Below are 13093 nucleotides of genomic sequence, written 5' to 3'. Positions count from 1 at the left end.
GGGGGCGTTGTTGGGATTCGCTGGGAACCGTTGACGGCATGGAGATCCCCGACTTCGGCATTCCGCGGCGGCTCGCGGAGCGGATGAGCATGGCCGAGCAGTACGAGTACCTGCGCACCCGGCTCACCCGGCGCCGCACGCTGGTGTCGGCCGGCGCGGTGGCGGGCGGCCTGCTGACCGGCTGCGGCGGTACGGCGTCGCCGGCCCGTACGTCGGGCGCCCCGGCCCCGACCGGCTCGCACGTCTCCGGCTCGGTCGTGGCGCCGTTCGGCCGTCACCTGGCCTTCGGCGCCGACCCGCGGACCCGGATGCGGATCTCCTGGCAGGTGCCGCTCTCGGTGCGCAGGCCGTATGTCCGCGTGGGTCTGCGGCCGGACGATCTCGGCCGCCGTGTCGAGGCCGAGGTGCGCCATCTGCACACGCCGGGCGTGCAGGGGGTGCGGCCGGCGGTCGAGCAGTACTACGTGCACGCGGCCCTGGACGGCCTGAGGCCCGGCACGACGTACTACTACGGGGTCGGCCACGACGGCTGGGACCCCGCCTCCCCGGCTCACCGCTCGACGATCACCTCGTTCCGCACCGCGCCCGCCGCCCCGGAGAGCTTCGTGTTCACCGCATTCGGCGACCAGGGGGTGAGCGCCGGCGCGAACGCCAACGACCATCTGCTGCTGCGGCTGAAGCCCGCCTTCCATCTGCACGCGGGCGACATCTGCTACGCGGACGTGAACGGCGCCGGTTCGAAGTCGGACGGCTACGACCCGAAGTTCTGGGACCTGTTCCTGAAGCAGAACGAGCCGGTGGCCAGGTCGGTGCCGTGGATGGTTACCACCGGCAACCACGACATGGAGGCCTGGTACTCACCGGACGGCTACGGCGGCCAACTGGCCCGCTTCTCCCTCCCGGACAGCGGTTTCGACCCGCGTTCGGCGCCGGGCGTGTACGCGTTCACCTACGGCAACGTCGGCTTCGTGGCGCTGGACGCGAACGACGTGTCGTACGAGATCCCCGCCAACCTCGGCTACTCCGGCGGCAGGCAGACCAGATGGCTGGCCCGCACGCTGGGCGAGCTGCGGGCCGCGAAGGGCGTCGACTTCGTGGTGGTGTTCTTCCACCACTGCGCCTACTCGACCTCGCAGCACGCCTCCGACGGCGGCATCCGCAAGGAGTGGCTGCCCTTGTTCGCCAAGCACCGGGTGGACCTGGTGATCAACGGTCACAACCACGTGTACGAGCGGACGGACGCCATCAAGGACGGGCGCGTCGGACGGGCGGTGCCGGTCGGCGGGTCGACGGATCCGGCCCGGGACGGGATCGTGTACGTGACCGCCGGCGGTGGCGGCCGGGACCTGTACTCGTTCCCGTCGGGCGTGAGGGACAGCTACGAGGGGCACGTCACCCGGCACGACGCCGTGAAGACCTTCTACTGGGGCAAGGGGAAGGTCTCCCGCAAGGAGACGGTGGAGTGGTCGCGGGTGCGGTACACCGGCTTCTCGCTGCTGTCGGTGGAGGCGCGGGCGGGCGCGTCACCGAGGCTGAAGGTGTCGGCGCTGGCGGACGACGGCAAGCGGGTGGACCACTTCGAGGTGCGACGCGGCGGGTGAGGCCGCGTCGCACCTCGAACGGGTGCGGCTCCCGGCTGGTGGGGCGCCGCGGCCTGCTCAGTGGCCGGTCTCGCCGCCGTTGTCCCGGCGGTCGAGGGCGCGCTGGAGGGCGGCTGCGGCGTTCTTGCGCTCGGACTCACTCGTGCGGGACACGTGGCGGACTCGGCGGCGGACGGTCGTCTCGGCCATGGGGATCCACTCCTTCGGCACATGGGGGTGCGCAGAGACAGGGGAGTTACGAGACGCCGGATGGGGCGGGGAGCGTGGCCGCAGGGATTGCCTGCACGGGGCCCGGCTCACGACCGCCATTCGCTGGATCGAGCGAGACGTTCGGCTCCTACAAAAATAAGGGAGGGGCGCGCTCCTGTCTGCACAATTACTCGGACTTCCTACTATCTGAGACGGCGAACCGGGTCACACCGCGGTGACCTGGGGTTTCCTGGTCCGGGGATGAAGTGAGCGCAGCTCCCGGACGAGCGCCCGGACGGCCGCCGTCGCGGCGAGTTCTGGGGTGGTGACGTACCCGACGGAGCGGGTGGGACGCTGGGGGCCGAGGTCGGTGATCTCGACGGTGGGCGGGACGGCGGTCAGGGACAGCGCGGGCATGATCGCCATGCCCAGGCCGCTGCCCACCATGGACAGCACCGCCCCGTCGTCCTCGGCGCGCACGGTCGCGGCCGGGATCCAGTCCTGGGCGGCCCACCACTCGCGGGTGTAGGAGCCGCAGTTCTCCATCCAGTCGACCAGGGGCAGCGAGCGCGGCGCGGGGTGCCCGGCCGGGTGGACCAGCGAGTACGGCTCCTCCAGCAGCACATCGCCGACGAGGCCCTCCGGGACCGGCGAACCGGTGCCGAGGGTGGCGATGCCCAGGTCGGCGCGGCCCGCGGCGACCTCACCGGCCGTACCGACGCCCAGTTCCCGGATCACGGTCACGGTGGCCTCGATGCCGGGGTGGCGTGCGGCGAGGGCCTCCAGGGCCCGGGGCAGCAGGTGCAGGGCGGCGCTGCGGAACGCGGCGATGCGCAGCACGCCCTCGATCGTGCCCGTCGCCGGGCCCCGGACCTCGGCGACCAGGACGTCCAGCAGGCGCAGTACCCGCCGGGCGTGTGCCACCGCGCGCTCGCCCGCCGCCGTGGGCCGGGCGCCGTACCGGCCGCGCTCGAACAGCACCACGCCGAGCTTGCGTTCGGTGCCGCGCACGGCGTGGGAGACGGCGGACTGGGTGGCGCCGAGCCGCACGGCGGCGGCCGAGAAGCCCCCCTCCTCCGCCACGGCCACCAGGGTTCTCAGCTCCTGCGGGGCAAGGTCGACGGACGTCATTCGGGCGCTCCCACCTGCTGCTATGAGGCCGGTTCATGGATCGGCCGGTTCCATGAGCGCAACCCTCTGCCCGGCCGGGGCATTCCTGCCTACGGTCGGCTGCCATGACCGACACCGCACTGACCGTGCAGCAGACCGCCCGCCCGACCGGCTTCCCCACCCCCGACCACTTCCGTTTCGCCGAGTCCCCGGTCCCCGAACCCACCCCCGGGACCGCCCTCGTGGAGAACCTCTACTGGTCGGTGGACCCCTACCACCGCGAAATGATGGACGGCGACTTCGAGTTGAACGCGCCGCTGGAGGGCCGCGCCCTGGGGAGGATCGTCGCCTCCCGGCATCCGGGCCTCCCGGAGGGCGAGGTGGTCTTCCACCGGCACGGGTGGCGCACGCATGCGCTGGTCCGTCCCGAGGAGATCAGGCGCCTCCCCCGTCACGAGGGCGTACCGCTGTCGGCGTACCTGAGTGTGCTGGGCGGCACGGGTCTGACGGCGTACGCCGCTCTCACCCGGATCGCCCGGCTCCGCGAGGGCGACGACCTGTTCGTCTCGGGAGCGGCGGGCGGGGTCGGCACGGCCCTCGGACGTTTCGCCCGGCTGCTGGGCGCGGGCCGGCTGGTGGGCAGCGCGGGCTCCGCGGAGAAGGTGAAGTACCTGACGGAGCAGGTCGGCTACGACGCGGCCTTCGACTACCGCACCGGCCCGGTCGCCGAACTCCTCGCCGGGGCCGCCCCCGACGGCATCGACGTCTTCGTCGACAACGTCGGCGGCGACCACCTCGGCGCGGCGATCGGCGCGCTGCGGGACCGGGGACGGGTGGTGCGGGTCGGCACGATCGGCCAGTACAACACCCCGGACGCCCCTCCCGTGCTGTTCAACCACGCGGACGTGGTGGAGAAGAGCCTGCGCATCGAGGGATTCCTGGTGCGTGACTACGCCGATGCGCAGGAGGAGTTGTACGAGTTCGCCGTGCCGCATCTGCGTAGTGGGGCGTTGGTGGCGGACGAGACGGTGGTGGACGGGTTCGAGCGGATCGTGGAGGCGTTCCTGCTGATGCTCAGGGGCGGCAACACGGGCAAGATCCTCGTGCGGGCCGTCTGACGGTACGTCACAGCACGTCGCCGTCCCGCCAGTCGAAGAGCAGCTCGTGGGCGGGGTCGGGCGGACCGGCGAGGGCGGGGCGGAGACAGGTGGTGCCCTCCTCCTCCGGGAGGTGGACGATCCCGTCCGGTGAGAGGGCGTGGATGCGGCCGGGCCACAGTTGCCAGCCGCGGGCGGCGTAGAGACGGGCGCCGTCGTCGCTCGCGGAGAGGGCGCCGAGGTCGTAGGCCCGGTCGACGATCCGCTCCAGGGCGCCCATCACCCGACCGCCCAGGCCTGTGCGGCGTACGTCGGGCCGTACGGCGACGGCCTCGACGTATCCGACCCGCAGCCAGCGGCCCTGGTGGCGGGCGCGTCGCATCACGACGGATCCGTGGGCGGCGAGTCCCGCCTCGTCGTGCACGAGCGCGTGCATGCCGCCCAGCCCGTGCTCCCAGTCCTCGTCGCTGAAGTCATTCTCGAAGGCGGCGTCCAAGAGAGCGCGTGCGGCGCGGAGTTCGGCGGGTGTGAGGTCGGCGGTGTGCGCGGTGCGCAGGCCGGGGGGGGACGAGGGAGTGGTCATGACCCCAGTATGCCCGGCACCAGTTTTGATCCGATCTATTCTCGGCCTTTACTCCTACCGTACCCCTTGACAGTCTCATCCACCCCATCCACCCTCCCACACATCGGATGTATCAGAGACTGGAGGGTTCCTCATGCCGGTCCAACTACGGGCCCGCACCATCGTGTTGACGCTCTGTTCCGCTCTGCTGGCCGGCGCCGCCACCGCGCTTCCCGCCAGCGCCTCGGCCCCCGCGGCGCCCACGGCCTGGAACGTCCCCGCCCCCGGCGCCGCACACGACTCCCCCACCGCCACCGTCGCCCTCGACCCCGCCGACGGCCACCCCACGCTCACCGTCAGACGTGCCGGCGCGACCGTGATCGCCGCCTCACCACTCGGCCTGGTCACCGAACAGGCCGACTTCTCGGCGCACTTGACCCTGCTGGGCCGCAGCGCCCGCACCGTCACCGAGCACTACACGGCCACGGCGGGCAAGGCGCGCCACCGCACGGCCCGGATGACCGAGGCCCGCTTCCGCTTCCGCACCGCCGACGGTGCCCGCGTCGACCTGGTCACCCGGGTCGCCCGGGACGGCGTCGCCTACCGTTACGTCCTGCCGCAGAACCACGGCGACGTGCTCCGCGAAACCTCCGCCTTCACGCTCCCCGCCGGAACCGGCGCCGTGCTGAACGCCTACCGCGCGGACAACGAACTGCCCTTCGTTCGCTACGAGTCGGCCGCTGACGCCCCGGCGGGCACGTACTCGATGCAGGGACTCTTCCGCACCCCCGGCGGCTACGCCCTGATCGCCGAGTCCGGTGTGAACGGCTCCTACGCGGGCGCGCACCTCACCCACGAGGCCGCCTCACCGACGTACCGGGTGAGCCTCTGGAACGACGAACCCGTCCAGACGCAGGGCACGTTGACCACCCCGTGGCGCACCGTCGTCACCGGCGACCTGACCACCGTCACCGAGTCCACGCTCGTCGACGACCTCGCCCCGCCCTCCCGAGTCCGCGACACCTCCTGGGTCAAGCCGGGGCCGGCGCTGTGGACCTGGCTGGCCGGCGGCAAGGCGGCCGGGCAGAGCCTGACGGCCCAGGAGAAGTTCGTGGACTACGCGGCCGAGCGGCACTGGCCGTACGAAGTCGTGGACGCCGGCTGGTACTTCAGGACCGACGCGTGGGACGTCGTCGACCCCGACTGGCAGACCGACAGCTGGATGCCGGAGCTGGTCCGGTACGCGGCCGCCAAGGGCGTCGGCATCCAGGTCTGGCTGCACTACTCCCTGCTCACCGACCCCGCCGAGCGCGAGAAGTGGCTGGGTACGCTGGAGCGCTGGGGCGTCAAGGGCGTGAAGATCGACTTCATGGACTCGGAGTCGCAGGAGCGGATGCGCTGGTACGACGACGTCCTGGAGTCGACGGCCCGCCACCACCTGATGGTGAACTTCCACGGCTCGACGATCCCCAAGGGCGTCCAGCGCACGTGGCCGCAGGTGATGACCCTGGAGGGTGTCGGCGGTGAGGAGAAGCGCGACAACACCGCGGAGCACCTGGCGTCGCTGCCGTTCACCCGGAACGCCATCGGTTCCATGGACTTCACCCCGGGTGCCTTCCAGCGCCCGAACCGGCCCAACGCCGGATCGGACGCGGGTGAGCTGGGCCTGACGGTGCTGTACGAGTCCGGCGTCCAGAACCTGTCCGGCACCCCCGATTCCTACGACGCCCGCCCCGAGGCCCGGCGCTTCCTGGAGCAGTTGCCCGCCCGCTGGGAGGAGACCCGTCTGCTGACCGGCGACCCGGGCCGCTCCGCGGTGCTGGCCCGCCGTGCGGCGGACGGCCGCTGGTTCGTCGGCGGGACGTTCGTGGGTGCGGCGCACACGGCCGACGTACCGCTGCGGCTGGGCGCGGGCCGCTGGCTGGTCGAGACGCTGACGGACGGCGCGTCGGGCCTGGCCCGCACCACGCACGTCGTACGCGGCGAGTCCACCGTGTCGGTCCCGGTCGCCACCGACGGCGGCTTCGCGGCGCTCGCCTGCCGCTGGTACGTGGGCCGCACGACCTGCGAGAGGTAGCTCGGGCGATGGAGACGGGCCGGGAAGCCACGCTTGTGGCAGGCTTCCCGGCCCGTGCGCGCGAGGGCGGTCAGCCCATGTGCGGGTAGGTGTAGTCGGTCGGCGGGACCAGCGTCTCCTTGATGGCGCGGGTCAGGGTCCAGCGCATCAGGTTCTGCGGGGCGCCGGCCTTGTCGTTGGTGCCGGAGGACCGGCCACCGCCGAAGGGCTGCTGGCCGACGACCGCGCCGGTCGACTTGTCGTTGATGTAGAAGTTGCCGGCCGCGTAGCGGAGCTTCTCCATCGTGTACGCCGCCGCGGCACGGTCGCCCGCGATGACCGAGCCCGTCAGGGCGTAGTCGGACACCGACTCCATCTGGGTCAGCATCTCGTCGTACTTCTCGGGCGAGCTGTCGTCGTAGACGTGCACGGCGAGGAACGGGCCGAAGTACTCGGTGGTGAAGACCTCGTTCTCCGGGTCGGAGCACTCGACGACCGTCGGGCGCACGAAGTAGCCGACCGAGTCGTCGTAGCTGCCGCCCGCGACGATCGTGCAGGCCGGGTCGGCCTTGGCGCGGTCGATGGCGGCCTTGTTCTTGGCGAAGGAACGCTCGTCGATGACCGCGCCGATGAAGTTGGAGAAGTCGGTGACGTCACCCATGGCGATGCCGTCGACCTCGGCGGCGAACTCCTCCTTGAAACCGGAGTTCCAGATGGACGCCGGGATGTACGCCCGGGAGGTCGCCGAGCACTTCTGGCCCTGGTACTCGAAGGCACCGCGCGTCAGAGCGGTCTTGAGGACGGCACGGTCGGCGCTCGGGTGGGCGACGACGAAGTCCTTGCCGCCGGTCTCACCGACCAGACGCGGGTAGGAGCGGTACTTCTCGATGTTGTTGCCGACCGTCTTCCACAGGTACTGGAAGGTCTTGGTCGAGCCGGTGAAGTGGATGCCGGCGAGGTCCCGGTGCTCCAGGGCGACCTCGGAGACCGCGATGCCGTCGCCGGTGACGAGGTTGATGACGCCCTTGGGCAGACCGGCCTCCTCCAGCAGCCGCATGAGCAGCACGGCGGCGTGGGTCTGGGTCGGGGACGGCTTCCACACCACGACGTTGCCCATCAGCGCGGGCGCGGTGGGCAGGTTGCCGGCGATCGCGGTGAAGTTGAAGGGGGTGATCGCGTAGACGAAGCCCTCGAGCGGACGGTGGTCGAGGCGGTTCCAGACGCCGGGGGCGTTGGCCGGGGGCTGCTCGGCGAGGATCTGGCGGGCGTAGGCGACGTTGAAGCGCCAGAAGTCGATCAGCTCGCAGGGGGTGTCGATCTCGGCCTGCTGGGCGGTCTTGGACTGGCCGAGCATGGTGGAGGCGGCGAGCGTCTCCCGCCACGGGCCGGACAGCAGCTCGGCCGCGCGCAGGATGATCGCCGCACGGTCGTCGAAGGACATCGCGCGCCAGGCGGGCGCGGCGGCCAGTGCCGCGTCGATGGCGTCCTGCGCGTCCTGCTGGGTGGCGTTGCGGTAGGTACCGAGAACGGCCTTGTGGTTGTGCGGCTGGACGACCTGGAAGGCCTCGCCGCCGCCCATCCGCTTCTCGCCGCCGATGGTGCAGGGCAGGTCGATCGGGTTGTCGGCCAGCTCCTTCAGCTTGGCCTCCAGCCGGGCGCGCTCGGGCGTGCCGGGGGCGTAGCCGTGCACCGGCTCGTTGACGGGGGTGGGGACCTGGGTCACAGCGTCCATGGGTTCCGTAACTCCTTACTGAGCGGTGTTGCGAAGCTTCGGGGCGGGCGGGGTGAAACTCAGCCCTTGGTGATCATGCTGCGGACGAAGAAGCGCAGGTTGGCCGGCTTCTCCGCCAGGCGCCGCATGAAGTAGCCGTACCAGTCGGTGCCGTAGGCGGTGTAGACGCGCATGCGGTGGCCCTCGGCGGCCAGCCGCAGGTGTTCGTCGCTGCGGATGCCGTAGAGCATCTGGAACTCGTACTCGTCCATTTTGCGCCCGGCGCGGTGGGCGAGTTCCTGGGCGATGCTGATCAGACGCGGGTCGTGGGAACCGACCATCGGGTACCCCTCGCCGTCCATCAGGATCCTCAAGGTCCGGACGTACGCCTTGTCGATCTCGTTCTTCTGCTGGTAGGCGACCTCGGCGGGCTCCTTGTAGGCGCCCTTGACCAGGCGGACGCGGCTGCCGCTCGCGGCGAGGCGGCGGGCGTCGGCCTCGGTGCGGAAGAGGTAGGCCTGGATGACGCAGCCGGTCTGCGGGAAGTCCTTCCGCAGCTCCTCGTGGATGGCGAACATCGAGTCGAGGGTGGTGTGGTCCTCGGCGTCCAGGGTGACCGTCGTGCCGATGGCGGCGGCGGCCTCGACGACGGGGCGGACGTTGGCGAGGGCGAGCTCGTGGCCGCCGGGGAGGGCCTGGCCGAACATGGAGAGCTTGACGGACATCTCGACCCGCTCCCCCAGCTTCAACTGCCCGAGGCGGTCGATCAGCGTCAGGTAGGCGTCGCGGGCGGCGGTGGCCTGCTCGGGGCTGGTGATGTCCTCGCCGACCACGTCCATGGTCAGCTCCAGGCCCTTGACGGTGAGGTCCTCGATGATCGGGACGACGTCGTCGACCGTCTCGCCGGCGATGAAGCGGGCGACGACCTGCTTGGTCACCGGGGCCGCCGAGATCAGGCGTCGCATCCGGTCGCTGCGCGACGCGGCGAGAATCACGGGACCCAGCACGGGGCACCTCCACAACAAGGCCGAGGAAGGCCATACCCGACCATCCGGGTACGGCACGGAGAACCACCGTGAAACTTATGGATCCCTCCGATCATCTGCCATCGACAGCTGTCACGCATCCGTGCGCGGGATCTCAGACAGATGTATGAAGGCGGCACGGATATGCGGGAGAATGCCCGGATGACAGCCGATACTCCGCCGTTCAAGAACGTGGGTGACTACCAGGAACTGGTGGACGAGATCTCCGAGCTGCTCGGCGCCCCCGCGACCCTGGAGAACCGCGACTTCGAGCTGATCGCCTTCGGCGCGTACGACAGCGAGGGCGAGCTGGACGCCTCCGCGCTGGACCCGGTGCGCACCCGCTCGATCCTGACCCGGCGCTCCACGGCGGCGGTCCGCAGATGGTTCGAGGGCTTCGGCATCACACGGGCCACCGGCCCCGTGCGCATCCCGCCCACCCCGGAGGCGGGGGTGTATCGGGGGCGCATCTGCCTCCCGGTCCGCCATCGGGGTGTCGTCCTCGGGTACGTGTGGCTGCTGGACGACGACCCGGGTCCGAGCGAGCGGCAGCTTTCCGCGGCGATGGGGGTAGCGGCCCGGATCGGGGCGCTGCTCGCGGACGAGGCGCAGCACGGCGCCGACCTGACCCGGGAATTGCGGGCGGTGCTCACCGCCGAGCGGGGCTGGCCGCAGGACATGGCGGTGGCGGAGCTGCGCACGGCCCTCGGTGCCCGGGCGGACGGCCCGCACACGGTGGTGTGCGTGGCACCCTGGCCGTCCGCCGACCCGGGTGACGCGCCCTCGGTGCGTACGCTGCCGGGCGCGACCGCGCTGTGCACGGTGCCGTGGGGCCTGGCCGCGCATGCCCTGGCGCTGCTGGTGCGGCTGCGGTCGACGCAGGCCATGACTCCGGCCGTGTCGGCGGCGGGGCGACTGCTGGAACGAGGCGAGGACAGCGGGGCCGGGGCGGTCGCCGCCGGGATCGCCGCGGCCCGGGTGGGGCTGGCCGAGCTGGGATCCGCCTGGCAGGAGGCGTCCGCGGCGGCCCGTGCGGCCCTGGCGGAACCCCGGTTCGGGCCGGTCGCCGAGTGGGCGCAGATCGGCCCGTACCGTCTGCTGACCTCCCTGCCGCCCGAGACCGCCCACGATCCGGTGGTGGCCCCGCTGCTCACCCCCGCCCACCAGGAGCTGGCCCGCACCGCCGAGGTCTACCTCGACTGCGCGGGCCAGGCCGGCCGCACCGCCGCCGAGCTCGGCATCCACCGGCAGACCCTGTACTACCGGCTGTCCCGGGTGGAGCAGCTGACGGGACTGGACCTCGACGACGGGGAGGACCGGCTGCTGCTGCACATGGTGCTGAAGGGGGCGCGGCTCTAGGGCGCGGCCCTAAGGGCGCGTCGCGGTGGCGGCCTCGATGACCTGGCGCAGTCCCTCGGTGAGGGCGTCCCCGTCGGGCGCGGTCTTGGGGTCGAAGGTCCACTGGGCGATGAGGCCGGTCATCAGCGTGAGGTAGAACCGGCCGACGGTGTCCGCGGTCTCGTCGGACACCTCCTCCTCCGGTACGCCCATGAGCAGCGCGACGAGACCCCGGCCGCCCTCCCGCTGGGCGCGGGACAAGTGGTCGCGGACCTCGGGCATTTGGACGGTCATGACCTCCATGCTGAGCCGCCACACGGAGCCGGGCTCCCGCATGCTGTCGACGATGCTCCTCCACACCGCCCGGAACCGCTCCAGCGAGCCGGGGGCTCCGGCGATGCCGCCGCCCCCGGCGGCGTCGAAGCCGTCCGACGTGCCCTCCACCAGCGAGATGTAGGCCTGCGCGAGCAGCGCGTCCTTCGAGCCGTAGTGGTAGCCGATCGAGGCCAGGTTGGTCCCCGACTCCTTGACGATGTCGCGCGCCGTGGTGCGCGCGAAGCCCTTCTCCAGCAGGCAGCGCTTGGCACCTTCGAGCAGATCTTCACGGTGTCCCATGCGGACCACCTTACTCCGGGATCCATACAGCCGTCCTAGACAAATGATCTATACAGTCGTTCTAGACAAGCGTTTAATACACGCGTACATTCCTTGGCATGACGAACTCGACGAGCGCCACCCCGACCGCCCTCGCCGGGCGCCGTGAATGGACCGCCCTCGGCGTGCTGATGCTGCCGCTGCTGCTGGTCTCGATGGACGTGTCCGTCCTCTACTTCGCGACCCCCGCGATCAACGCGGACCTGCGGCCGACCGGCACCCAGCAGCTCTGGATCTTCGACATCTATGGCTTCGTCCTGGCCGGCCTGCTGATGACGATGGGCTCCCTCGGCGACCGCATCGGCCGCCGCCGACTCCTGCTGATGGGCGCCGCCGCCTTCGGCACCGCCTCGGTGCTCGCGGCCTACGCGAACAGCGCCGAGACCCTGATCGCCGCCCGCGCGGTGCTCGGCATCGGCGGGGCCACCCTGATGCCGTCGACCATGGCCCTGCTGCGCACGATGTTCACCGACCCCGGCCAGCGGGCGAAGGCCATCGGCCTGTGGTCCGGCGTGATGACGGGCGGGATCGCGCTAGGCTCGGTGATGAGCGGCGTCCTCGTCGAGCACTTCTGGTGGGGGTCGGTCTTCCTGGTCAATCTGCCCGCGATGCTGCTCCTGCTGGTCCTCGGCCCGGTCCTGCTCCCCGAGTCCCGCAGCGCGAACCCCGGCCGCTTCGACTGGGTGAGCGTCCCGCTGTCGATGGCCGCCGTGCTCCCCGTGATCTACGGCCTGAAGGAGATCCCGTCGCAGGGCTGGCACGTGCGGTACGTCGTGTCGGTCGCCGCCGGCCTGCTGTTCGCCGCGCTCTTCGTCCGTCGGCAGCGCACCGCCGCCTCACCGCTGATCTCTCCGGCCCTGTTCCGGGCCCGCGGCTTCACCCCGTCGATCGTGCTCACCCTGGTCTCCGCCTTCGGGATGATGGGCTCGGCCCTCTTCACCACCCAGTACCTGCAGTCGGTCCTCGGCAAGAGCCCTCTCGAGGCCGCGCTGTGGAGCCTGCTCCCCTCGGTCCTCATCGGCGTCGCCGGACCGGTCACGACCCAGCTCGTCCAGAAGGGCGTCAACCGGGGGTACGTCGTCGCCGCCGGCTTCGCCGTCACCGCGGCCGGTTACGGCATGCTCGCCCTGACCGGCACCGACTCCCTCTGGCTCACCCTGGCCGCCGCAGGCGTCCTCGCCTCCGGCGTCGTCATGGTGATGTCCCAGCTGTCCGACCTCGCCATGAGCACCGCCCCGGTCGAGCAGGCGGGCGCGGCCTCCTCCGTCATGGAGACCGGCACCGAGTTCGGTGGCGCCCTCGGCATGGCGGTCCTCGGCTCCATCGGCACGGCCGTCTACCGCCACGAGATCCCTGCCTCGGCTCCGGCGGCGGCCCACGAGACCCTGGGCGGCGCCCTCGCCGTCGCCGGCCGGCTCCCCGCAGGGGCGGGCGACGCCCTGACCACGGCCGCCCGGGAGGCGTTCACCAGCGGGATGCACGCGGCGGCGCTCGCGGGGGCGGTGCTGCTGGCGGGCGCGGCTGTGGCGGCGGCGGTGTCCCTGCGGCGGATCCAGGTGCGGGAGGTTGCGCAGGCCGAGGCACCGGAGAAGGCGGCCGCCTGACGATGCGGGCGGAAGACGAAAGCGCCGGGGGGGGGGGGGGACCCCCCCCCCCCCCCTTTTTTTATTTTGTTTTTGTTACACGGGGGGAACGGGGTGACGGAGGGCCCCCCCGTGGGGGCCCACAACACCCCCCCCACCGGCCCAAC

At 71.5% G+C, this 13093-nt stretch carries 11 protein-coding genes; 5 read left to right on the top strand and 6 right to left on the bottom strand.

All coding sequences use genetic code 11. The features are described from left to right. Positions 1-38: 38 nt before the first annotated feature. Positions 39-1601: a purple acid phosphatase family protein gene (locus tag ACFYZQ_RS26060; RefSeq protein ID WP_389152186.1), complete on the top strand. Its 1563-nt coding sequence runs from the start codon at positions 39-41 to the stop codon at positions 1599-1601. A gap of 57 nt (positions 1602-1658) precedes the next feature. On the opposite strand, the gene ACFYZQ_RS26055 is transcribed toward ACFYZQ_RS26060, so the two are convergent. After that, positions 1659-1790: a hypothetical protein gene (locus ACFYZQ_RS26055; protein WP_089098576.1), complete on the bottom strand. Its 132-nt coding sequence runs from the start codon at positions 1788-1790 to the stop codon at positions 1659-1661. 225 nt (positions 1791-2015) lie between these two features. After that, complete coding sequence (locus ACFYZQ_RS26050) at positions 2016-2921, bottom strand: LysR family transcriptional regulator (protein ID WP_389152183.1); 906 nt, start codon at positions 2919-2921, stop codon at positions 2016-2018. A 104-nt stretch (positions 2922-3025) separates the two neighbouring features. On the opposite strand from ACFYZQ_RS26050, the gene ACFYZQ_RS26045 reads away from it, so the two are divergent. Continuing rightward, the gene (locus ACFYZQ_RS26045; RefSeq protein WP_389152180.1) at positions 3026-4018 is read left to right on the top strand and encodes an NADP-dependent oxidoreductase; all 993 of its coding nucleotides are present in this window, start codon (positions 3026-3028) and stop codon (positions 4016-4018) included. Positions 4019-4025: 7 nt separating this feature from the next. On the opposite strand, the gene ACFYZQ_RS26040 is transcribed toward ACFYZQ_RS26045, so the two are convergent. Beyond that, the gene (locus tag ACFYZQ_RS26040) at positions 4026-4580 is read right to left on the bottom strand and encodes a GNAT family N-acetyltransferase (protein WP_389152177.1); all 555 of its coding nucleotides are present in this window, start codon (positions 4578-4580) and stop codon (positions 4026-4028) included. A 133-nt stretch (positions 4581-4713) separates the two neighbouring features. Between ACFYZQ_RS26040 and ACFYZQ_RS26035 the strand changes: the two genes are divergently transcribed. Further along, positions 4714-6636 carry a glycoside hydrolase family 97 catalytic domain-containing protein gene (locus tag ACFYZQ_RS26035; protein ID WP_389152174.1) on the top strand — a complete coding sequence of 641 codons (1923 nt, stop codon included), beginning with the start codon at positions 4714-4716 and terminating at the stop codon, positions 6634-6636. Positions 6637-6706: 70 nt separating this feature from the next. Here the strand turns inward: ACFYZQ_RS26035 and pruA are convergent, their stop codons facing one another. After that, positions 6707-8347: an L-glutamate gamma-semialdehyde dehydrogenase gene (gene pruA / locus ACFYZQ_RS26030; RefSeq protein ID WP_389152172.1), complete on the bottom strand. Its 1641-nt coding sequence runs from the start codon at positions 8345-8347 to the stop codon at positions 6707-6709. Between the two features lie 59 nt (positions 8348-8406). Further along, complete coding sequence (locus ACFYZQ_RS26025) at positions 8407-9333, bottom strand: proline dehydrogenase family protein (protein ID WP_389152169.1); 927 nt, start codon at positions 9331-9333, stop codon at positions 8407-8409. 180 nt (positions 9334-9513) lie between these two features. Between ACFYZQ_RS26025 and ACFYZQ_RS26020 the strand changes: the two genes are divergently transcribed. Continuing rightward, positions 9514-10710: a PucR family transcriptional regulator gene (locus ACFYZQ_RS26020; protein ID WP_389152167.1), complete on the top strand. Its 1197-nt coding sequence runs from the start codon at positions 9514-9516 to the stop codon at positions 10708-10710. 9 nt (positions 10711-10719) lie between these two features. Here ACFYZQ_RS26020 and ACFYZQ_RS26015 read toward each other — a convergent pair whose 3' ends face one another. Further along, on the bottom strand, positions 10720-11304 hold the full coding sequence (locus ACFYZQ_RS26015) for a TetR/AcrR family transcriptional regulator (RefSeq protein ID WP_389152165.1): 585 nt from the start codon (positions 11302-11304) through the stop codon (positions 10720-10722). A 98-nt stretch (positions 11305-11402) separates the two neighbouring features. Between ACFYZQ_RS26015 and ACFYZQ_RS26010 the strand changes: the two genes are divergently transcribed. Continuing rightward, positions 11403-12947 (top strand): MFS transporter, encoded by a 1545-nt coding sequence (locus tag ACFYZQ_RS26010; protein ID WP_389152162.1) that lies wholly within the window; start codon positions 11403-11405, stop codon positions 12945-12947. Positions 12948-13093 lie beyond the last annotated feature (146 nt).

The sequence above is a fragment of the Streptomyces sp. NPDC001843 genome (genome assembly GCF_042891955.1).
In the GTDB taxonomy this organism is placed as follows: Bacteria; Actinomycetota; Actinomycetes; order Streptomycetales; family Streptomycetaceae; genus Streptomyces.
This window is presented reverse-complemented; position numbering and strand designations above follow the sequence as displayed.